This is a genomic window from Streptomyces sp. TRM68367, from assembly GCF_014495685.1.
Taxonomy (GTDB): Bacteria; Actinomycetota; Actinomycetes; order Streptomycetales; family Streptomycetaceae; genus Streptomyces.
The window spans coordinates 44,237-65,338 of record NZ_JACTVI010000035.1; the positions used below are offsets into that span (position 1 = coordinate 44,237).

Genomic DNA, 21,102 nt, shown 5'->3' on the forward strand with positions numbered 1-21,102 from the left:
TCAGCGGTGCCGCTTGCGGCCACTCTTGCCGGCGGTGCGCCGACGCTTCCGGGCGCGGCCGACGCGGGCGGCGGGAGTACGCAGTGCCCGGGCCGCGAGCTGCCCGAGCTCTTCGAGTCCGGCCCGGTCCGGGTGCGCGGAGTCCAATGCGGCGGCAACCGCGTCCCTGGTATCGCGGCGCTGGGCACGCAGCACCTCCTCGGCGCCGTCCCCGCCGCCCGCCAATTCCACGAGCTGGAGCAGGTTCTCTGCGATCAGCAGCAGATGCTCGGCATCGGTCATGTCCTCGGGGGACAGCAGCTCATGGTGCGCCAGCGCGGTCAGCACGAGCGGCGCCAGCGCTGCGTCGCCGCGCAGCCCGCGCAGCAGCCGCTCGCCCTCGCCGTCCGGCAACGCCGTCAGCAGTACAGCGAGCATCGCCTGCCCACGCACCCGGAAGGGCATGGACCGTACCGCTTCGACGAGTTGCCGCAGCGCGGCATCCCGCTCGCTCAGGGCCGCGATCCAGTCGGCCAGCTCCACGCGGGCGGCATCCGGGTCGTAGTCGTCGGCGAGCACACCCAGCAGGCCGGCCGCCGACGCCTGGGCCAGCTCGCCGACCAGCGGTGCGTCCCGGCCGACCGCCAGCAGCCGCTGCCGTACCGCCCGGGTACCCAGCTCGGTGAGACGGAGGAGCTCCACCGGTCCGGCAGTCAGCTCCTCACGCAGACGGCGGTCACGCTCCTGTGCCGCCGGGTCCGGCGCCACCCCTGCGGCGCCCAGCAGCTCCGCGAGCTCCGGCGGCATGCCCTCGGGCAACTCCGGGTCAGCGGAAAGGTCGACCTCGAGGAACACCGGATCTGCCATCCCCCACTCACGCTCGATCGCGCCCAGGTCCACCAGCGTGTCAAGCACCGTGCGCAGGTCCCGGTCGGCGTGCTCGAACCACATCCGGTGCTGGACGTCCGACCCGCCGTCCAACTGGAAGCGGACCCGGTAGGCCAGGTGAACGGAGTCACGCAGCCGCGGCCAGGGCATCGGGTACGGCAAGCTGTAGAGCGTGTTCAGCACGTCCCCCAGCACGTCCTCGTACGCATCGAAGAGCATCGACTCGACGTGCCAGCCACTGCGCGCCCCGATCAGGGCCTGCCGCAACTCGAAACACGCCTCGACAGCACGCAGCCACAGCTGAAGCGGATCGGCCAGCACCGGCCGGGCCCTGGCCACCGCATACAACCGCCCCTTGGCCACCCGGACCAGCCGCGCCTTCTTCGCCCACTCCACCAGCAGCCCCAGCCGCGGCAGATCGGCCGAGGAGCGCACCCCCTCGGCCTTGTCGCCGGTACCCAGCACGTCCACCAGCTCGCGGGCATCGGCCATCCGCAGCCGCCCCGCCGCCGTCACCGCGCGGCCGTCGCGCCCCGCCCACTCGGCGAGCCCGCGCAACTGCCCCACGATCGTCGAGGCCTCGGCCCGTCGGCGCAGCTCGTCGTCCGGGGGCAGCACCACGGGCAGTTGCGGCTCGGCCCGAGCCACACTGGACAGAGCACGGCCGGTCAACCGCCGTTCCATGACCGTGTCCAGGGCCTGCTGGTCGTAGGCGACCTCTCCGCGCTGAGCACGCTCCGCGAACCGCTGCAACGCCGCCCCGTCCAGGACATCCACGCCCTGCTCGGCGGCTGTCATCGCCCAGAACTTCGCCAAACCCCAGCGGGTACGGTCCGCCATCGCCCCCGGATACAGCTCCGCAACCGCGTCGACCGCGGCGAGGGAGTCCTCAAGTGCGGGGCCCCGCGGATCCGCCAACTGCACGGCGTGAAGAAAGCGCAGCAGCGTACGCAATGTGCCGGGGGCATCGCCGCGTTCCTCCCCGGGAAGCTCGGTGACCTTCTGGGGGAGCCAGGAGAGCAGCAGCTCCTCCACATGCCGCGGCTCCCACAGCCCCAGCCGACCATCCGCAGTCGCCCGGTGGCGGTAGTCCAGCGCCGACTCGGCCATGAACCCGTCCACCGGCAGCCCCTGCTCCCCGGCCCACCGGACCAGCCGGTCGACCAGCAGCCCGCACGCCGCCTCGAACTCCTCCTCGGCACCGGCTTCGAACCGCATCCGCATGAAAACCCGCCAAACTTGTCCTCAGCACTCCCTGCCGCGCCACGCTACCGCCGAACCGCGACGCACAACACGTCCGAGGACGAGCGGCCAGCTACCGCCAGGAGTACGGTCACGTATTGTCGCGGCATGACTACGTCTCGCTAATCCAATCAGTGAGCCGAGGGGGCGACGTCGGCACGCTTCAAGGCAACGGGGCGCGATGGAGGACCGGGTGCGGAGGTATGCGAGGACCCTTTCCCCCGACTGGCGAGAGATCCACCGTCGGATGCCCGACCGCCGAGACTGACCCAAGGGGCCGACAAGTCCTCGCTGATACGACGCCTCACCAGCGTCGGCCTGACAACCCGCTGAGGCACGGGCGGCGGGGCGGAACTCGTCGCCTACGTGGCCCCGGCGGTGCAGAACGAGAACACCGACGGCGAGCGTGCCCACGTCGACCGCTGGCGGGACGTGTGGGAGGGCGCGTACGTCTCGGCGTCGCTCGAATCCTGACCCTCTGACGGCGGATCAAAAGTGACCCACTTGGTGATCTTCGCCTGAACCTGATCTTGATCTGAGGTCAGGAGGGAGAGGGTGATCCGCGTGGAGGACTGGGCAGAGATTCGCAGGCTGCACCGGGCCGAGCAGATGCCGATCCGGGCGATCGCGAGGCATCTGGGCATCTCGAAGAACACAGTCAAGCGGGCGCTGGCGAGTGACCGGCCGCCGAAGTACGAGCGTCTGGCCAAGGGCTCGGTGGTCGACGCCGTTGAGGTGCAGATCCGTGAGCTGCTGCGGGAGACGCCGACGATGCCGGCCAACTCGTGGATCTGCAGCGGATCTGGCGCGGAGAGTGACGCATCTCCTGCGTGCCACCCCGCGCAGGATGCTGCAGCCGCGCCAGCCGTGCCACCGAGATCAGCCGCTTCACCTGGGGCTCCCGCAGCGGAAGGCGCACCGGCCCGTCCCCGGCCACCTCAAGGCCCAGGCCGGCCACCGGCGCCTCCAGCTGGGCGCTGAAAGCCCCCGCCGTCTCCGCCCCGCCGAGCAGCCCAGCCAGCCGTTCCCTCGGTGTCACTGCCACGCGCCTGCCCTCCGACCCCTGCGAACCCGGTTCTCGGCCCGGGCCTACGAACCCGACGGCGCCGCCGGGGCCGTAACCGTGGACGGGCCCCGAAGGAGGGATCACATCCAGGTCCCGTGAGACGAGCCGCAGCGCTTGGCGGTAGTCTGCCCGGACGTGAGCGAGTACCAGTACTACGAGTTCCAGGTCATCGACCGGCCGTTGACCGACGACGAGTTCGAGCAAGTGCGGGCCCTGTCGAGCCGGGCCCGGGTCAGCACGACGCACTTCGTCAACGAGTACCACTACGGCAACTTCCGCGGCGATGAGCGCAAACTGATGGAGCAGGTGTACGACGCCCACCTGTACTTCGCCAACTGGGGCTCGCGGCGCCTTATGCTGCGCCTGCCCACCACAGTGCTGCCCGCCGGCAGTGCCGAACCGTACTGCGCGGAAGACGCCTTGACCTGCTGGACCAGGAAAGGGCACCTGCTGCTCGACTTCTCCTACGAGGCCGAGGACGGCGGCGAGTGGGACTTCGAGACCTCCTTCACCCTCGCGTCCTTCACCGCCCTGCGTACCGAACTCGCCGCGGGCGACCTGCGCCCCCTCTACCTGGCCTGGCTTTCCGCGCTCACCCGCTGGGAGCTGGAGGAGGACGTCGACGAGGACGAGTACACCTCCACCCTCGAGCCGCCCGTACCCGCCGGCCTTGCCCAACTCACCGGCCCACAGCAGGCCTTGGCGGACTTCCTGTGCATCGATCCGCATCTGCTCACCGCGGCTGCCCGCGTCAGCGGTGCCGCCCCGTCCCAGGCGATCGACAAGGACGCACTCGCCGCTTGGATCCGCGCCCTGCCCCTACGCGAGAAGGACACCCTGCTGCTGGACGCAGCCCTGGGCACCGCCCCGCAACCGGGCCCCACTCTGCTGGCCCGCCACCGCGCCGCGTCCCGCGGCATGGCCGAACCGTCCACCGCTGCCCGGCGCCGCTCAGCCGCGGAGCTCCTCGACGCCGCCTACGAGGTGCGCAGCGAGCACACACAGCAGCAAGAACAGGCCCGCGCCCAGGCCCGCCGAGCCGAACAGCGGGCTCGCGAGAGCCACCTGGAACGCCTGGCCGAGAACGCCGAGCAAGCCTGGCAGGACGTCGCCCACCTGATCGGGCAGAAGCAGCCCGGCCCCTACGACGCCGCCGTCACCCTTCTGAAAGATCTCCGCGAGATCCACGACCGGGCGGGCACCCCCGAGGAGTTCACCCGACGCCTGCACGACCTGCGAGAGCAGCACCGCGGCAAGCCCTCGCTGATGCGGCGCTTCACCGACGCCGGGCTGACGGCCCGCTGAGGGCGCTCAGATGTGGTCGCGTGGACCCTCGGCCAGGAGACGGAGGGCGGCGAGGGCAGCCGGGCGGCCGGTGGCGGACAGGGAGATCGGGGCGTCGATGGACCGTTCCCGCTCGAGGTAGCCGAGTTCGCGCCCGGTGTGCCAGAACCTCCACAGCAGTCGCTCGGTGTCCTTCCCCTCCATCGCGGTGCCGTCGCTGTGGGTGCAGCCCGCAGCAAGCACCGGATGGATAGCATCGCGCAGGTCCGCGCGGGGCCGGGGCTCCGCCCACAGCGCGCACAGGGCGGACTCGGCCACCTGCCGCTCAGCCGCGGTGGTGCCGAGCCAGGCCAGCGCGGCCGTGTGCTGGCGCAGCTGGTGGTCCCTCAGCTGGGCGCGGCCGGCAGCCGAGAGCTTGAGCGTACGATGGCGCTTGGTCACCAGTAGGTGGGTGCGGGCGAGTTCGTGCAGGTCGGCCAGCTGGAACAGGTCCGCCTCCGAGCGCGGCCCCTTGCCGATCGGGTACCAGTGCGGGTAGCGGGCGAACGCGGCTGCCACCAGTTCCCGTGGCAGGTAGCCGGCCTGGGTCAGGGTGACGCCGTCACCGATCTGCTCCAGCAGCCACCGCAGCGGCTCAGCCGTGTCCACGGGTGCCGCATCCGACTCCTCCAGGGCAGGCAGGACGGCGGCGAGCAGGGCGCGGCGCTCGGCCGGGGGCGCCGCGGCCCACAACTCGCGCCGTTCGTGGCGGACGGCCTCCAGCGGGGCGCGGCCCTCGAACACGGGCTGCGCGGTGGTGAGCCAGTGCTGGACGAGCCGTCGGCGCGCGGCCGGGAACGTACGCGCGTCCGGGTCGAACTCGCCCTCGTCCAGGGCCTGCTCCAGTCGATGTTCGAGGTTGGCTCGGGCCAGCGCTTCCTGGATGCCCATGACCTGCCCCCAGCTCAGCTCGGGTACGTCCGGCGGGGTCGTGGGCGAGGCGGCCGCGGCCTTGTGGTAGGCCGCGAAGCCCGCCTCCTCGGAGCGCTGCCAGGCCGCCAGCACCTGAGCGGTGGTCGCGCTCGTGCACACCGCGGCGGCCCGAACGCGGCCGGCTCCAGCCAGCAGGGCGGCCAGGACGGCGACGGCCCGCTGCTGCTCAGGTGTGTCCCCGTGCCACTTGCGGGGCAGCTCGTACCAGCAGAAGCGTTCGACCTCGGCCGCCGAGAGCGCGACGAGCGGATCGCCGTCGGGCACCAGCCAGCCCAGCAGGCGCTGTGCCATCGCCTTGTCCGCCGCCAACGCCGACACCTCCGCCGCGCTCTGGTCTACCTGCCGATCGTCCCACGGCCGGGGGTTCCCGTCCCGGCGCGACGCTGCGGCGAGCATGCTGGCGTGGTGCACCAGGATGATGAACTGCTGGAACACGTACGGCCTTCCGGGCGGGCGGCAGCGGCCCCAAGCAGATCGCGCGGGCGCTGGTGCTGCGTCCCGCGCAGGCCACCGCGCTGCTGCGGGGGTCGCGCAGGCCGAGCAGGCCCAGGCCGAGCCGGGGCAGCGGGCGCTGGTCGGCGCCTGGATGGACGCGGGTTGGAGCACCGGGCTCGACCTGACGGCCGCACCGCCGTACCTGTGTCTGTCGTCTGGGGACGTGCGAGCAGTGCGGAGGCCGACGTGCGCATCGAGGAGGCCCAGCGTGCTTTCGACATCCAGTCGTCCTTCAGCAGATAGGCCGGCACGGGCGGTGCCAACTGTATGGTCGCCGAGCATGACGTCGTGCCAGAACCGGGCCCCGGGCTACTCCACAGCCCGTCCTGCGGTGCGCATCAGCTCGCGGATGGTGTACCCGAAGGCCTCGGCGAGGTCCTCCCCCGCATAGCACAGCACCTCGTCGCCGTCGTAGTCGTCTTCGCAGGCGTCCAAGCCGTCGAGTACGCCGAGGGCCACGGCCTCGGCGGCATCCGTCATGCCCAGTTCCAGACGGCGGCGGACGTCGGCCTCGTACTGCTCGATGACCGGCTTGATCAAGCGGCTCGCCGCCTCGTACACGTCGGTGTAGCCGAAGCCGGGGCGGTGACCGGTGCTCAGGTGGTCGATGTCCAGGGTGCGCAGCGCCTGCTCGACCTCGGCCGCCGTCCGCTGCTGAAGGGCGGCCTGTTCGGCACGGGCGCGCGGGGCAAGCAGCCGTGCGGCCAGCCGGTCGGCGTCCGTGCGCAGTTCGGGCCGGGCGGCCAGCATTTGTTCCAGTACGGCGGCCTTCTCCTGGGCGGTGAGTGCGTGCAGGGCTTCACCGAGGACGCGGCGCGTGTCGTCGGCGGGCGCGGCGTGCCACGGCAGGCGCCGTTCGACAGCGTGCAGCGCGAGGGCGACGGCATGCCGGCACAAGCGTCCTGGCCCCGGGGCGCACGGGCCGTCGCACTCGGCCGTCAGGTCCCGCCCCACCACCTGTACCCATACGTCGCAGGCGGTGCCCGAGCCGTCCCGCACCAGGCCGCTGATGCCGCGCGGCTCGCTCTCCGCCTCGACCACCGCACCGTCGGCGAGCAGGATCCGCCCCTCGGTGATCTCGGCTTCGTCGGCGAACGCGTGCACTGTCTCCTCGTCCATAACCACAGCCATGCGGTCATTCAAGCGCACCCGCAGGACAGTGGGTGCCGGCGGGCGACCGGGGCCACTACGCTCGGTGCGGAGACAGCGACGTTGGCAAGAGCACGAGGTACGGCCGGTGGGCAAGCGCAACCAGGAACGGCGGCGCGCCAAGAAGAAGCAGCGCGACGCGCGGCAGCGGGTACGGGCGGAGCAGGAACGGGCCTTCGGGGCCTCGTTCGGGTTCGGTGCCGACGGCTGCGACTGCGGCGATCCGTTCTGCACGGTGGGTGGCGGGGCGTCCGTACCGCGCCCGCGCGGGCCGCGGACCGTCGCCGACCTGCTCGACGAGGCGATGGGCAGGGTGTGCGCCATCCCGCTGGAGGACTCCGCGCGCCGCGAGGCCGCGCTGGGGCGGGCCGCCGCCTTGTTCACCAAGGCGGGCATGGGCAACGCGGTGCTTGCGGCGGGCGGTGCGGTGCTGCACGAGGTGTGGCACCGCGGCTGGCAGCCCGCCGATGTGGTGCGCGCCGCAAGGCGCGAGCTCAAGGCGCGGCACGGGCGGCTCGCGGCCGATCTGGTCGCCGCCGAGCATCGCGCATACCCGGCCGCGGCCCTGGACGAGCGTTGGGCCGGTCAACTCACCTCCGTTTCGGCCGAGTTGTGGTGGGGCGACGACGACGCGTATCTGACCGGTGCCGCCGCCCGCGAGAAGTGCGAGCCGACCGTACTGGGGCGGGCCATGGTGGAATTGCTGGACCTGCTGAGCGGGCTCCCGGAGATTTCGCAGCTGATGCCGCCCCCCTGCAAGACCGGCCCCGGCAATGCCGCTGGTAGCAGCGGTACGGAGGCACCGGTGCTCGCCAAGGTCCGCGGACTGCTAGCGAAGGCCGAGTCCACCGAGTTCCCCGAGGAGGCGGAGGCACTCACCGCCAAAGCGCAGCAGCTGATGGCCCGGCACAGCATCGACGCGGCACTGCTGGACACCGAGCGGGGCACCCGGCAAGTGCCGGGGGGCGTGCGGGTCGGGGTGGACGCCCCGTACGAGGAACCGAAGGTGCACCTGCTGCAGGCTGTGGCGCAGGCCAACCGCTGCCGCGCGGTGTGGTCGCGGAACCTGGGCTTCTCCACCGTGGTCGGCTTCGCCGCCGACGTGCGGGCAGTGGAGCTGCTGTACACCTCCCTGCTGGTGCAGGCGCAGTCCGCGCTCCAGGCGGCCGGGACCCGGACCTACCGTGACGGGGCCTCGCGCACCCGCTCTTATCGGCAGTCCTTCCTGACGGCCTACGCGACCCGGATCTCCCAACGGCTGAGCCGGGCGACCGAACAGGCCATCAAAGCGGCCGGCGAAGACCACGGGCCCGGGCTGCTGCCGGTACTGGCCTCCCGCGCCCAGGCGGTGGACGACCAGGTGGACGAATTGTTCACGGAACTGTCCTACAACCACAGCCAGACGCACGCCCGGGACCGGGAGGGCTGGGCACACGGCACGGCCGCCGCGAACCGCGCGCAGTTGCACGGCCACGCCGACGCACTTGGCTGACGCGCGGCGCGCGCCGTGAGGGCGACCTGGACACGTCCGCACTTCCGGAGACTGGGCCTTGATCGTTCGAAACGGCCCACGCGAGCGCTCCAAATCGGCCCGGAGACCCGAGTCCTCACGCGGGTGGACGGTGTTCGAGTACATCGAGCCCCTCCAAGCCTCGCTTCACGGATATCGGAGGCGAGCGGACTGCATTGCTTGGCACTTCCCGACAACGTGCGATGGCCCTCGCCGTCGACGTCCAGGCCTAGCGTCGGTACGCACTTCCCCCTCCCAGCGCTTCCCCGAATCGCATCTTCGGATGATCCACTTCCGTCTCGACTGCACCGCGCCTGCACTGATGGCCACCCCTTGGCCACCCCTCACATCCGGCCAGTCGACTACCGCACCCCTCCCTTGCCGCAAACATGCAGGTCAGCGGCGCGCGAGCCAGCAACGTAACCAACAGTGGAGAAGTCGCGACCTACGCATTCCAATACGGGTCAGAAGCGGCCTCTGCGAACCATTTCCATGGTCAAGAAAAATAAAAAACCGCAGGTCAGAGGCCTGACCTGCGGTTCACCTTGGAGCCGCCTTCGGGATTCGAACCCGAGACCTACGCATTACGAGACCGTGAGCGTTCGTGCTGCGTGGTGCCTGGTCGTGCTGCTGAGTGACGTTTTACCTGATCAGAGCACGTGCGGGTGGTTGAACTGTGCTACCTCGTGTTATGTCGAAGGCGTCCGGCCACCGGCTGGCCACCGGCTGGCCACCGGGAAGGACACCGCTGGCGGCAAGGAGCGGGTTCACCCAGGTTGTCAGCCTCCCACAGATGTCCTGCGATAACCCTGCGTTCCCAACGGATCGCTCCAGGGGAAGCTGCTCCAGCGTAGCCGGAAGGCTGTTCCCGCGACCGCTGGGTCAACGAACCGGGCGGCTCCGCTCAGATCATCAAGCGACCGTCGCGCCGGCCGATGTTCACGGGACGGCTCGCCGGACCGGCGGCCTGGCTTCCACTCCGCCGGGTCGTGGGAACGCTTACCTCGGGCATCGGACTCCGCCCTCAGCTCTAGCGAGCGGCACAGGCAGCCTCTCGTTGGTCCCTTTCCGCCGGGCATCTCAGCACCATCGCTCCGACGCCTGTCGGCGTACACGTGAACGTGGCCCTGGCAAGATTTCCGTGAAGCTGGGGTGTGCCACCGTGCGCCGGTGACGCTCCGTCACGGATAGCGGCGTCGGAGGCAGGGCCAGAGGATGACGCGGTGGCGGAGCAGCGGGACCCCCGCGCGTCCGGCCATGATCCGTTTCTGGAGTTTCAGATCGGTGATGCGGCCTCGTTGACGCCTGAACGGGGTGGTGATGCCCTGCACGACTGCGGGCCGATCCTCGCGGATGGCTTTGGCCAGGCCGGCCAAGGCCGGGAGGCGGGCGGTCGTGAGTTGCTCGAGCAGTCCGGCAGCGGGGCGGCGTCGCGGGCGTCGAGCATGGCGGCGAACTGACGCACCAGATCGTGGGTGCGGTCCAGTTCCGGGCAGTGCTCGAGCAGCCGCCTGAGTCCTTCGGCGGCGTGCAGACCGTGCCGGGATGGCGCGGTGGTGATCCAGCGGGCGACTTCCCGGGGCGAGGGCGGCCGCTCGCGCGGCGTGTTGATCGGCAGGCCGCGACGCAGCGGCGCGACGGCCATCTTGATCCGCTGGTAGTGGCCGCGGTAGCCCTTAGCAACGAGTTCCTGGTGCAGGCGGGGCGAGTTCGTGCTCGCGATACCGGCCCTCGATGAGCTTGTCCGCCTCGGAGATCTGCTCGTTGAGGGCCATCACCTCCTCGGCCAGGGTGTGGACCAGCTTCGCGATGGGCTTCTCACCGGGGACGGCGGTGTGCTGGCGCTCGGCGGCCTCAACCGCCGCTTCGGCCAGCGTTTCGGACCTTGCGGTTCGCCAGCCACTTGGTCAGCCGGGTGACTCCGGCGCGGCGGATTCGCGGCCGGGGTCTGGTAGCCCGTCAGCAGCTTGAGCGGGCCGGTGTTGGTCACGTCCAGGGCTCGCTCCAGGGCCGGGAACATGCTCAGCAGGGTGCCGCGCAGCCGGTTCACCACGCGGGTGCGGTCCTCGACCAGGTCGGCGCGGCGTCCGGTCAGCAGCTTGATGATGGCGGCTTCGTCTCCGCGGCGGACGGGCCGCAGGTCGCGGCGCATCCTGGCCTGGTCGGCGATGACGAAAGCGTCGCGGGCATCGGTCTTGCCCTCGCCGCGGTAGCCGTCGGATGCTCGGTTCACCACGCGGCCGAGGATGTAGAGGACCTCCTGGCCATGGTTGACCAGCAGGGCCAGCAGCAGCGCGGGCTCCCCGCCGGTCATGTCGATGGCCCAGGTGACCTGTCGGCCGTCGGCCAGGTCCTGCTCTGTTGATCGCCGCTCTCGCTGCCGAGGGCGCCTCTACGATCCGAGGGATGTACCACCTCCGACGCGGCTACGGCCACCTCCTGGACAGCCTCGCCACGCTGGGAGCCGACATCACCACAACCTTCCCCGGAGGACCTTGATGTCTTCACCCACCCTCGGGACTCTTCGGGCCTCCACCCGACTCGACCATTACCGCGGCGCCGACCTTCCGCTGCACGAACTCCTGGCCCGCGAACCGCTGGACGACGCCCCCGGAACCCACCGGTACATCAACCGCGGCCACATCCTCCTCGAGCTGGCCTTCGCCCAGACGCTGACCCTCACAGCCCGCGACGGTGCCACCGCGACTGCCTTCACAACCGCAACCCTAAAGCGGGTGTCGCAGGTTCGAATCCTGCCTGGGCACAGCATCAGACAGGCTCTGAACAGCATGTTTCTTGATCGGTTACCTGATCAGGCGGCCTCGGACTCCTCGTCCGGGGCCCTTTGCGTGAGCGGTGCCGCTTGAGGGGACGGGACATGACCCATCGGTTCGTGAGCGGATCGCAGACTGCCCAGCAGCGCCGGCCTGACATCTTTCGCACCGTGTCGGCCCGGGTATCCGGCACATCGGGCTACGCAGCCACTCGCCCCCAGGGGCGTCAACGTCCCAGCGGCCCCAGCCGACAGTCCAGGCGGCGCCGAGGGCCGTGCCTCGCATCCCAGCGGTGAAGCGTGCCCGCCGAGCCTGTCGGACTACGGGGTCCGTCAGCATTCGTGCGGGAGGCCTTGCTCCGTCCAGATGCATTTGCCGTCGTGGTGGTAGCGGGCGCCCCAGCGTCGGGAGAGGGCGGCCACCAACTGCAGCCCCCGGCCGCCTTCGTCGGTGTATGCGGCGCGGCGAATGCGGGGGGTGGTCAGGCTGCCGTCGTAGACCTCGCAGATCAATGACCGACTGTGCAGCAGGCGCAGGCTCAGGGGGCCCTTGGCGTGCCGGATGGCGTTGCCGACGAGTTCGCTGGCCAGGAGTTCGGTGGTGATGATCAGGTCGTCCAGTCCCCAGGCGGCAAGTTGTTTGCGGACATATTCGCGGGCCTGCCAGGCCGCCTGGGGATCGTGGGGGAAGCTGCACGTGGCAACGTCCTCGGTGGCGGTGCTTCGGGTGTGGGCGATGAGCAGGGCCGCGTCATCGTCGGTCTGTTCACGATCTGGCAGTAGCACCGAGGTGACCGTGTCGCACAGTTCTTCGAGACGCCCGGCGTCATCGTCCCGGTCTTTCTGGAAGTACGGTGTCCGGGCAGCGGCCTGGGCCAAGGTATGGAGGAGCTGGGCCAGTCCTTGGTCGGCGTCCCGAGTGGCGGATTCGATGAGCCCGTCGGTGCACAGGACGACAAGGCTTTCCGCGGGCAGGCGCAGCTCGTGCGTTTCGAACGGTGGTGTGACGGCGCCCAGGGGCGGGTCGGGGGCCACGTCGGGGATGTGCACGGTGCCGTCAGGGTGGACGAAGACGGGCGGGGGATGACCGGCCAGGGAGAACCTGCATATCCGGGTGACGGGGTCGAAGATGGCGTACAGGCAGGTGGCATAGTAGTCGTCACCGAGGTCGCTGACCAGGTCGTTGAGGTGGCTGAGCAGTTCGTCGGGGGGCATTTCCAGGTCGGCCAGGGTGCGTACGGCCGTGCGTAGCCGGCCCATGGTGGCCGCCTCGGTGATGCCGTGCCCCATGACGTCGCCGATCACCATGGCGACCCGGTCGGCGGACAGCGGAATCAGGTCGTACCAGTCGCCGCCCACCGCCTCGCCTCGGCCCGCAGGCAGGTAGCGGGCGGCGGCGCGGACGGCAGGCAGGCCGGGCAGCGTCCTGGGCAGCAGGCCACGCTGCAGTTCCTGCGCACGGACGTGTTCCGCGTCGTACAGGCGGGCCCGCTCGAGTGCCTGAGCGACCAGACCGCTGAGCGCTGTCAGCAAGGTGCGCTCCTCCTCGCTGAAGGAGCGCGGTCGGCTGAAGGAGACAACACAGCAGCCGATCGCACGCCCGGAGGCGATGAGAGGCAGGAACGCCCATGCGTTCTTCGGTGATGTGGCCGTCAAGCCGACCATCTCTGGATAGCGCCGCAGGAGCGCGGCCTTTGTTTCGACGAAGAGAGGAGTGCCCGCGCGGAGCACGTCGGCGATGATGGGCTGGGATGTGAGCGGGAGCTCGCGGAGCCGACTCCAGTATCCCTGGTATCCCTGCGGGTATCCGACGAGACCGACCACATGCATTCGGTACCCCTCGAACGCATAAACTCCCAGCCCGTCAGCGCCGAAGGGTGGCAGGACATGGTCTGCGACGGCCCGCACCACATCTCTGGAGGTGAGGGCTTCGGCCAGCGCCGCAGTCAGCTCGCTCATCCGGAGGGTCCGCTCAGACCCGGCCGCCGCATCAAGGCCTGGCGGCGGCGTGCCAGGTGAGCCCGTAAGGCGCGCCGCAGTCCATGCAGCCACCGAATGGAGAAAGGACCGCTGCACGTCATTCGGCTTGCCGGGGCCTGCCGTGAGCACGGACAGCGCACCAGTCGGCCCGTCGGCACCGGGCAAGGGCACTGCCGCTGTGCCGGAGGCCCCGCTTCGCAGGCTGTCCCTGCCCACCCACACGTAGGCGCCATGCTGCACTGCGCGTGCGGGCGCCACATCGTCCAGATCGTATAGATCTGCCCACGCCTCGGCGTTGCCCGAGGCAAGCCCGCTGGCCGCCACCAGGTGCAGCCGACCCGCAGCGGGATCGCGCCGGTGTACCAAGGCACCCAGGCCATCCAGGCACGTAGTCGCCTGCTGAAGAGCCAGCGTCAGCGTCTCAGCAGCCCATGGCCCTTCATCGGAGGCCGCGACAAGGCTGGGCCGCGCCGACGTGGTCCTGTCGGCGTGACTCACGCGCCCGGCGTTCTTCCCCACTGCCACCTCGCCTCAGCTCACTCGCAGGTCACATTCCGCTCACATCAGTGCGGTGGCAGGTGGGGAAGATCCTCCACCGTACAAATCATTCAAAACCAACTCCTATCGGCACCAACATAGTCGTTGCCGCCCACCCACGTCGCCCCCGGCTGACTGGCGTTGTCGCAGCGCCTGCAGATGCCCAGGTGACGGGCGAGCGAAGGCGCCTCGCTGTCACCGAGTGACGACCCTCTGTTATGTCAGCGCCACCCCGGCCGGCTCAGTCGACTATCCGGAACTCGCCTTAGTCGCGCTCGCCGTGTGCGCGAGGCACACGCAGTCACCGCGACAGCGACCTGCGCCTGCGTGCGGTGGCGCAGGACCACATGATGCATCTGCACTGGACAGTGCAGGTGCTGCTTGGTTGCGGGCATCATCAAAGACCGTGATCTCCATGGCGGAGACCGTTCTGCCGCGGATGGCCCCGCCGCTCACGGCGACCACGGCCAAGCCCCGCCCCGGCTGGGGGGACGACCTCGTCGGCGCGGGCCGTTCTGTCGGGTCGGGAGCCCTCACGGTGCATGCCGGTTGTGCGGAACCGCTCCCGATAGTCTGCGGGCGAGACGCCGATACTCCGCCGGAAGGCACGGCGCATCGTCTCCGCGGAGCCGAACCCGCAGCTACTGGCGACCGCCTCCAACCCGCTGTCACCGGAGCCGAGCATGAGCTTCGCCGCCTCGAGCCGGGTTTGCTCCACGTACCGCACCGGGCTGATCCCGACCTGCTGGGTGAACAACCGGGCGAAGCGCCGCTCGTTCATTGCCGCACGGCGGGCCATCGCGGACACGGAGTGGTCGCCGGCCGGGTCAAGGATCACATCGTCCATGGCCTTGGCCACCCCACTGTCCTCCACCGAACCGCGTCGGTGCCAGACGCTGAACTGGGCTTGGCCGCCGGGACGCTGGAGAAACACCACAAGCCAGCGTGCCACCCGGCGGGCCAGGTCGGCACCGTAGTCGCCTTCGACGAGCGCCAGCGCAAGGTCGGCCCCGGCGCAGATGCCCGCTCCGGTGACCACTGGTCCGTCCTGGACGAAGAGCGCGTCCGGGGCCACCTCGACGCGTGGGAAACGCTCGGCCAGCTCGTCGCAGTGCGCCCAGTGCGTCGTTGCCCGACGGCCGTCCAGCACCCCCAGGCTCGCGAGCACGAATGCGCCGGTGCACACCGAGGCGATCCGCCCGGCCTGCGGAACCAGGCGGCCGGCGGCATCCACCACCGCGGGAATCGCGTCGGGCGTCGGCTCCTCGGGTTTCGCATACGTCTGGGGGTCAGTGTCAGGAGGAACGCCTCCCGGAACGATCAAAGTGTCCAGATCGCCGACCAGCGCGTCCACCCCGACATCGACATTAAGACTGACGAACGAGGTGGTCTGGACCGACCGGCCAGTCGGCGAGGCGAGCAGTACATCGTAGTCGGCGCCGAAGTCTTTTGCCCTCGCAAATATCTCCAGAGGAGCGGCGACGTCCTGGAGGGTCACCTTGTCGTAGACGAGGAAAACGATGCGCCGTCGCGGGGTCGAGGCCCTGGTTGCGATGCCCTCTGCCATTGTGTGCCTTCTGTCCGAGGAGTGCCGCTCCTGCCGGGTCGCCGCCTCGCCCCCGGGTTCGTCGCCGGTCGCGACAGCCGCATTGCGGGGGCGACGCCAGCTGTAGGTGATCGCTTGGTCTAGGCGGACTCCGTGGTCTTCTGGTCGGCGAGCGGGCACGGACTGCCGGACCACTGGGGACGACCAGGAGCCGGGCACAGCGCCCCTCTGCCGTCACGGGCCCGTCCAACCGGGCCGACCTGGCCGGGGGAACCCAGGACAGCCGCCATCGGATCGCCACCTGACCCGCGAGTTCTTTGGCACGATAAGTGCATGTTTGTGTCAATATCCTACCCCGTGCCATAGGTGAGGGGCATACGGTCGTCGGCTGGTGGGATCCGGCTTCCGTCCTGTCCGCAGGGCGCCGTGCCGCTGATGCGGCGCCCTGATCATCGACGCACTCGGCCGCCGCCAAGGGGCCCCATGCCGTCCCCGCCAGTACGACTCCCCGGAATTCGCCACCAAGGGCTACCCGGCCCGTCGCAGCCCGGCCTGCCTGGTGACGAGGCACCTGCCGGCACCGTCCAGAAGCTGATCATCGCCCGATCGCGGGTGGGGGATTCGACGTGAAGCTATCGCCGGATCAGGCATCCGAGTCCGGGTTCGGCGTCCCTTGGTCGATGCCGGTGGTGCGGAACCGGCTGCGGTAGCCGCCCGGTGAGACTCCGAGGTTGCGCCGGAAGATCCGCCGCATCGTCTCCGGAGAGCCGAAGCCGGCCCGCCGCGCGACGGCCTCCTGGCTATGGTCGCTGGTCACCATCAGCACCTTTGCCGGCTCCAGCCGGGTCTGCTCCACGTAACGGGCCGGCGTCATGCCCACCTCGTCTCGGAACATCCGCGTCAGGTTTCGTTCGCTCACCGCGACGCGGGCGGCCATCGTGGCGGTCGAGTGGTCGGCGGCCGGGTCGAGGACCACCGCAGGCCCCGCGTGGTGGGGATGCCCGCCTGGGACCAGACGTTGAACTGGGCCTGGCCGCCCGGACGCTGGAGGAAGACGACCATCCACCGGGCGACCCGGCGGGCGACGTCCGTTCCGTAGTCGTTCTCGACGATGGCCAGCACCAGGTCGGTGCCCGCGCTGATCCCGGCTCCGGTGATGAAGGGGCCGTCCTGCACGAACAGGGCGTCGGGGTCCACCATGACGTGGGGGTAATCCCGGGCGAGCTCCGTGCAGTGCGCCCAGTGGGTGGTCGCACGACGCCCGTCCAGCATTCCCACCGCGGCAAGCATGAATGCCCCGGTGCAGACAGAGGCGATCCGTGTCGGCGTACACCTGAACGCGGCCAGCGAGGTACAGAGATACGTCCCCACTCTGAAGAGGGCCACGTGCAGGCCGGAGAGCCGGGGCCGCCCGATCTCTCAGGGTGCGGGACAGGGCGGCCAGTCAAGGGCGCCCTTCGGGCGTCGCTGCGCGATGGGGCAGAGCCCCACCCTGGACAGCCCACCCTGTCCCGAGGCTGGCTGGCTATCGGACGGCCCCGGCCCTGTGGCGACCGCGCAGCTGTCCACGTTCGCGTGTACCTGGCTGAGGAGAAAACCCCGTACCCCGACAATCCGGGACGCCCGAGGCGCCAGTTCGCGAACCGCCGCCAGCGCCTCCGGGACGGTGTCGGGGGTCGGGTATGTCGTGCGTGCCTGGGGCGAAGTGGAAGTCGGCCGGCACACCGCCCGGCACCAGGAGGGTGGCACCGATCCCGCGGCAATCAATGCGATTCCCCAGCGCGGTCACGCCTACGACCTGGTCCCCGCGAGCCCGAAGGACGACCTGAGGCTACTGCGCGGACCGCACCTCCTCCTACCGCACGGCGCGGGCTTCAACAAGTCGATCCGACCGCAAGAGACAAAAGACCAGCTCACAGCCCTGCAGAGCAGAACCGCCACCGACTGCAAACCTCAGATCTACGCATTGCGATGCACAGACCGCACGTGTCCGATTGGCCCGAATTCCAAGGTCAGCCAAAACAAGAAACCCCAGGTCAGAGGCCTAACCTGGGGTTCACCATGGAGCCGCCTTCGGGATTCGAACCCGAGACCTACGCATTACGAGACCATGAGTGATCGTGTTGTGTGGTGCCGTGCCGTGCCACCCAATGACGTTTTTCCTGATCAAAGCACGTACGGCAGGTTGGTCCGCACCGCCCCGTACTACGCCGTCCAAAGGCGTCCGGCCACCGACCGGCCACCGAGACCCACTCCGGTTGGGCCATGCGGCCGATATGGAAGCGTTGTCCCAACACGACAAGCGGGGCCCTCCCCCCACACACAACTGCCGCACGGGTGCCGGAGTCTGCAACCGAGATCCCGTCCGGCGGCGGTCGCCCGGGCCGTCCATGTGCGCACGAGAGCGACCTCGGAATCAACGCCGACAGGAAGACGCTGGTAGGATTTGAAGTATGGCGACCAAGAAGATCACGGTGACCGTGCCGGAAGAGCTCGTCGCATCCATTCGCGGCCGGGTCAAGGACCGGGAGTTCTCCGCGTACATCACCCAGGCACTGCAGCGGCAGGACGAGCTCGACCGACTGCGCGACCTCGGGGACCGGCTGGAGTCCGAACACGGCGCCATGACGGAAGCCGACTGGGACGCCGCGTACGCGAGAGTGGCCGCCATCGACGCCCGGCACGAGGCTCGCCGCTCCACGGATGCCGCGTGAGCCCGCGCGGCATCCGCACTCCTCTCCAACGGACCTACGTCTTCGACTCGGAGGCACTGTCCCGGGCGGTGCGTGGCGACAAGGAGCTGAAGCAGATCATCAAGATCGCGCCGGAGCTCGGCATCCGCATCGCCACCTCAGCGCTGACAACCCTCGAGGCCTTCGATCCGCGCCGAGGCGCGCAGCATCCCCTGTGGGACTGGTCGCTGTCCAGGATCACCGTGGTGCACACCAGCGACCCGATCGTGCGAACGGCTCGCCGACTCCTGGCCGACGCCGGGCTGCACGGCCACAAGTACGCCATCGACGCCGTGCTCGCAGCAGTGGCTCTCGCCGAGACGGCAAACTCCGACCAAGTCGCCCTCTTCACCTCGGACAACGACGACATGGAGAAGCTGCTCGGCGACAGCACGACAGTCCTGATCGAGCCACTCGGCTGACCACAACCTCATACCCAGGGCAGCGGGTTATCGGACCGTGCTGTCCGAGTTGCGGGTGGAACGCACGGACACGTCGCTGAAATCCGACGGGCAGTGATCAGCGCCCCTGCTCGGCCATCTGCGCCGCCCAGGACACCTGCGCGGTGCCCGGCTGCATGACCTGACGGTTCTCCTCGTTACGCCCGACCGAACACTTCGGGGTCGTCGAGGAGACGGTGGTCGCCGCGGCGGGCGCAACAGCCGTCGTGTCCGCCGTCGCGGTACGCAGCGACGCGGGCTCGATACCCGGCGACGCGGCCTGCGAGGCGGATCCAATGCTGTAGGCGGACTTGGCCGCGGATGTGCCGCCCGCCGCCTTGGGTGCCGGAGCGGGCAGGGACGTCGAAGGTCGCTTCGAGGCCCCGGCGGCCTTCCGCTTGAGCAGCTTCCCGCTGTGGCCTGCGAGGATTAGAGGCGCGGACTGGTCGGTCTTGGCACCCAGGCCCATCACCGCCCCGCCGTCCAATGACACACCCGTGGCGCCATTGGGCAGACCCCGGGTGCTCACCTTGTGCAGGCCCGACGTCGACGCCGTCCTGGACGCGCCGACCGCGATCGCGTGCCCCGCCCGGCCCTGCAGCAACTGCAGATCAGTGTGGTTGCCCTCACCCAGCCTGCTGAGCTTCCCTGACCGCTCACGCATGATCTGCGAAGACTTGCCCGCAGCGAGCTGCACGGCTAAGTCCACGCCCCCGCCGGCCTCCGGGCGTAGGTCGTAAGCCAACCCACCGGTCTTCGCGACCTCGACCGGACGGCCGCTGGCCGGGCCCTTGCGCGGCAGCCGCACCAGCGAACCGCCCAGGACACCGACCGGCCCGTCCTTGGTGGGAACCACACTGGTGACCTGGCCGTCAACCGTGACAGAGTGCTCGATCTTGCCCTTGGGCATGTCAACCGTCAGCACCTGCGTGCGGCGCTGGTTGTCACCTGGGTTGATCGTGAACTCTGCGGTGTCGCCGGTGCCGCAGCCCGGCGAGTGGTACTTCAGGGCCACACCGGTGGCCACCGACTTCACCGCGCCGCTGCGCAGATCCACTGTGTAGGCGAACGCCCTGTGATCCCGGGCTGCCGCCAGATTCACCGACGAGGCGGGCAGGATCGACGCCGGCGAGCATGCCTCCCCAGCTGTTGCCGACCAGACGCCACGCACACGGCTGTAGGTGCTCAATCGGAATGCTCTATTCCGATGCGCTGACCTGGAAGTAGTCGGCCGTCTCATTCGCGCGCCACAGCACGCCTGTCTCGCGATCTTGGTCCTTTGAGAGTCGGCATCTCGCTTGCAGGCATCGGAAGCTTGAGGCGCGTACCTCCTGACCGGTGTCGTCCGCTCAGCGCGAGTAGTTCGCGAGGGTCAGCGGCAGGTGGGCGGATTCCGGGCGTACACGATCGGAGTGGGCCCCCGCTGGACTGAGGCGGCGACCGCGGACGTACACGCCGGAGGCGTCGATGCTGACGAAACGGTGGTCGAGTGCGGAGAGCGGATACCGCTCGTCGAGCGATAGCAGATGCGTGGTGAACATGGGCGCCGACGGGGGTGACCGGGCTGGACGACGGCCAGCGCACCACAACACACCAGGGGCTGAAGCCCAGCCTGCGCACCCTTGCCACCGAGGAACTCAAGCTCACCACCAGCCTGCTGGACGACGCCCGCTACACCAATGCCGTCGGCACCCGGATCCACTCCGCCGTCGCCGAGGGCGCCCGGCTGTGCGACTGGCTGTCCTTCGACTCCGGCCACCACGCCGCCGCCCAGCGCTACTTCCTCACCGCCCTGCGTGCCGCGGCAGCCGCGGATGACCACGCCACCGGCGCCAACACCCTGGCGTGGCCATCCAGACCTACTCCACCGGCAACCCCGCCGACGCCGTCGACTCGTAGAGGTCACCCAGAACTCCCTCGGCGGGGGCGGCACCCCGCGCGTGCGGGTCATGCTCCACGCCCGCATTGCCCGGGCCTACGCCAAGACCGGCCAGCGCACGAAGTGCGCCCGCGTCCTGAACGCCGCCTACGACGCCCCCACCCAGGGCCCGCACGAGGACGATCCGGCCTGGTCCTACTGGCTCTCAACCGGCGAACTGGAAAACCTGGCCGGCACGTGCGCACTGGATCTCGGCGACCCGGCACGCACCCTGCGCCACTTCGACGCCAGGACGGCTACCACCGCGACCACGCCCTCTACCTCACCCGCCGCCGAAGCCCGCCTCGCCCAGGACGACATCGAACACGCCTGCGCCAGCGCGAGCGAGGCGGTCACCCTGCTCGACGGCGTCGCCGCCGCCCGCAGCTCCTCCACCCTGAGCGGCTCTTGCGACAAACTCACCCCCTACCGCGACACACCGCCCGCCCGGGACTTCCTTGCCTCCCTCGCCGGCTGACCGTCCCGTCAGCCCGGTGCTGCCCCGATTCCATCTCTGCCGATCACGTGGCTCAGGGTGAGCGCCGTCACAGCACGGGGAGAAGCGATGGGGAGGGGCGAGACGCCCCGCAG

16 protein-coding genes and 2 pseudogenes are annotated in these 21,102 nt (G+C 69.9%); 8 read left to right on the forward strand and 10 right to left on the reverse strand.

Annotation, left to right across the window (positions count from 1 at the left end; translation table 11 throughout):
• Positions 1-2,085, reverse strand: coding sequence for a hypothetical protein (locus H8R17_RS22525; RefSeq protein WP_187825016.1), 2,085 nt, complete (start codon positions 2,083-2,085; stop codon positions 1-3).
• A gap of 579 nt (positions 2,086-2,664) precedes the next feature.
• Between H8R17_RS22525 and H8R17_RS22530 the strand changes: the two are divergent.
• Positions 2,665-2,889 (forward strand): annotated as a pseudogene (locus tag H8R17_RS22530) (helix-turn-helix domain-containing protein); the annotation flags it as partial.
• 421 nt (positions 2,890-3,310) lie between these two features.
• Positions 3,311-4,480, forward strand: a complete 1,170-nt coding sequence (locus tag H8R17_RS22535; protein WP_187825017.1) for a hypothetical protein — start codon at positions 3,311-3,313, stop codon at positions 4,478-4,480.
• A 6-nt stretch (positions 4,481-4,486) separates the two neighbouring features.
• On the opposite strand, the gene H8R17_RS22540 is transcribed toward H8R17_RS22535, so the two are convergent.
• A complete protein-coding gene (locus tag H8R17_RS22540; RefSeq protein WP_187825018.1) occupies positions 4,487-5,866 on the reverse strand; it encodes a hypothetical protein in 1,380 nt (459 codons plus the stop codon).
• A 369-nt stretch (positions 5,867-6,235) separates the two neighbouring features.
• Positions 6,236-7,057 (reverse strand): hypothetical protein, encoded by an 822-nt coding sequence (locus H8R17_RS22545; protein ID WP_187825019.1) that lies wholly within the window; start codon positions 7,055-7,057, stop codon positions 6,236-6,238.
• Between the two features lie 106 nt (positions 7,058-7,163).
• Here H8R17_RS22545 and H8R17_RS48775 point away from each other — a divergent pair, with 106 nt between their 5' ends.
• Together H8R17_RS48775 and H8R17_RS22555 are read left to right on the forward strand one after the other, a co-directional pair.
• Positions 7,164-8,567, forward strand: coding sequence for a DUF2786 domain-containing protein (locus tag H8R17_RS48775; protein ID WP_187825020.1), 1,404 nt, complete (start codon positions 7,164-7,166; stop codon positions 8,565-8,567).
• 1,241 nt (positions 8,568-9,808) lie between these two features.
• Positions 9,809-10,045 carry a hypothetical protein gene (locus tag H8R17_RS22555; protein ID WP_187825021.1) on the forward strand — a complete coding sequence of 79 codons (237 nt, stop codon included), beginning with the start codon at positions 9,809-9,811 and terminating at the stop codon, positions 10,043-10,045.
• Between the two features lie 243 nt (positions 10,046-10,288).
• Here the strand turns inward: H8R17_RS22555 and H8R17_RS22560 are convergent.
• Positions 10,289-10,938 (reverse strand): annotated as a pseudogene (locus tag H8R17_RS22560) (IS110 family transposase); the annotation flags it as partial.
• A 145-nt stretch (positions 10,939-11,083) separates the two neighbouring features.
• Here H8R17_RS22560 and H8R17_RS22565 point away from each other — a divergent pair.
• Positions 11,084-11,452, forward strand: a complete 369-nt coding sequence (locus H8R17_RS22565) for a hypothetical protein (RefSeq protein WP_187825022.1) — start codon at positions 11,084-11,086, stop codon at positions 11,450-11,452.
• A gap of 239 nt (positions 11,453-11,691) precedes the next feature.
• Here H8R17_RS22565 and H8R17_RS22570 read toward each other — a convergent pair whose 3' ends face one another.
• The 4 genes from H8R17_RS22570 to H8R17_RS45780 all read right to left on the reverse strand — a co-directional run bounded on the left by H8R17_RS22570 (position 11,692) and on the right by H8R17_RS45780 (position 16,693).
• Positions 11,692-13,836: a SpoIIE family protein phosphatase gene (locus H8R17_RS22570; RefSeq protein WP_316959496.1), complete on the reverse strand. Its 2,145-nt coding sequence runs from the start codon at positions 13,834-13,836 to the stop codon at positions 11,692-11,694.
• Positions 13,837-14,272: 436 nt separating this feature from the next.
• A complete protein-coding gene (locus tag H8R17_RS22575; RefSeq protein ID WP_187825023.1) occupies positions 14,273-15,442 on the reverse strand; it encodes a GlxA family transcriptional regulator in 1,170 nt (389 codons plus the stop codon).
• 622 nt (positions 15,443-16,064) lie between these two features.
• Positions 16,065-16,316, reverse strand: coding sequence for a helix-turn-helix domain-containing protein (locus H8R17_RS45775; RefSeq protein ID WP_262505419.1), 252 nt, complete (start codon positions 16,314-16,316; stop codon positions 16,065-16,067).
• Positions 16,317-16,336: 20 nt separating this feature from the next.
• Positions 16,337-16,693, reverse strand: a complete 357-nt coding sequence (locus H8R17_RS45780; protein WP_262505428.1) for a hypothetical protein — start codon at positions 16,691-16,693, stop codon at positions 16,337-16,339.
• Positions 16,694-17,874: 1,181 nt separating this feature from the next.
• Between H8R17_RS45780 and H8R17_RS22585 the strand changes: the two genes are divergently transcribed.
• Both H8R17_RS22585 and H8R17_RS22590 read left to right on the forward strand, forming a co-directional pair.
• Entirely contained in the window at positions 17,875-18,135 is a 261-nt protein-coding gene (locus tag H8R17_RS22585) for a hypothetical protein (RefSeq protein WP_187825024.1), read from the forward strand.
• Positions 18,132-18,575 (forward strand): PIN domain-containing protein, encoded by a 444-nt coding sequence (locus H8R17_RS22590; protein ID WP_187825025.1) that lies wholly within the window; start codon positions 18,132-18,134, stop codon positions 18,573-18,575. Before H8R17_RS22585 ends, H8R17_RS22590 begins: the two co-directional genes overlap by 4 nt.
• Positions 18,576-18,672: 97 nt before the next feature.
• Here the strand turns inward: H8R17_RS22590 and H8R17_RS22595 are convergent, their stop codons facing one another.
• Together H8R17_RS22595 and H8R17_RS22600 are read right to left on the reverse strand one after the other, a co-directional pair.
• The gene (locus H8R17_RS22595; RefSeq protein WP_223125363.1) at positions 18,673-19,650 is read right to left on the reverse strand and encodes a hypothetical protein; all 978 of its coding nucleotides are present in this window, start codon (positions 19,648-19,650) and stop codon (positions 18,673-18,675) included.
• Positions 19,651-19,942: 292 nt separating this feature from the next.
• Positions 19,943-20,134, reverse strand: a complete 192-nt coding sequence (locus H8R17_RS22600) for a hypothetical protein (RefSeq protein ID WP_187825027.1) — start codon at positions 20,132-20,134, stop codon at positions 19,943-19,945.
• Positions 20,135-20,542: 408 nt separating this feature from the next.
• On the opposite strand from H8R17_RS22600, the gene H8R17_RS22605 reads away from it, so the two are divergent.
• A complete protein-coding gene (locus tag H8R17_RS22605; RefSeq protein WP_187825028.1) occupies positions 20,543-20,989 on the forward strand; it encodes a hypothetical protein in 447 nt (148 codons plus the stop codon).
• The last annotated feature ends 113 nt before the right edge of the window (positions 20,990-21,102 follow it).

Coding starts and splice junctions, on each gene's coding strand:
- H8R17_RS22545 (WP_187825019.1), bottom strand. CDS start 7,057: ATGGCTGTGGTTATGGACGAGGAGACAGTGCACGCGTTCGCCGACGAA.
- H8R17_RS22525 (WP_187825016.1), bottom strand. CDS start 2,085: ATGCGGTTCGAAGCCGGTGCCGAGGAGGAGTTCGAGGCGGCGTGCGGG.
- H8R17_RS22600 (WP_187825027.1), bottom strand. CDS start 20,134: ATGTTCACCACGCATCTGCTATCGCTCGACGAGCGGTATCCGCTCTCC.
- H8R17_RS45775 (WP_262505419.1), bottom strand. CDS start 16,316: ATGTTCCGAGACGAGGTGGGCATGACGCCGGCCCGTTACGTGGAGCAG.
- H8R17_RS45780 (WP_262505428.1), bottom strand. CDS start 16,693: ATGCTGGACGGGCGTCGTGCGACCACCCACTGGGCGCACTGCACGGAG.
- H8R17_RS22585 (WP_187825024.1), top strand. CDS start 17,875: ATGGCGACCAAGAAGATCACGGTGACCGTGCCGGAAGAGCTCGTCGCA.
- H8R17_RS22605 (WP_187825028.1), top strand. CDS start 20,543: ATGCTCCACGCCCGCATTGCCCGGGCCTACGCCAAGACCGGCCAGCGC.
- H8R17_RS22575 (WP_187825023.1), bottom strand. CDS start 15,442: ATGGCAGAGGGCATCGCAACCAGGGCCTCGACCCCGCGACGGCGCATC.
- H8R17_RS22565 (WP_187825022.1), top strand. CDS start 11,084: ATGTCTTCACCCACCCTCGGGACTCTTCGGGCCTCCACCCGACTCGAC.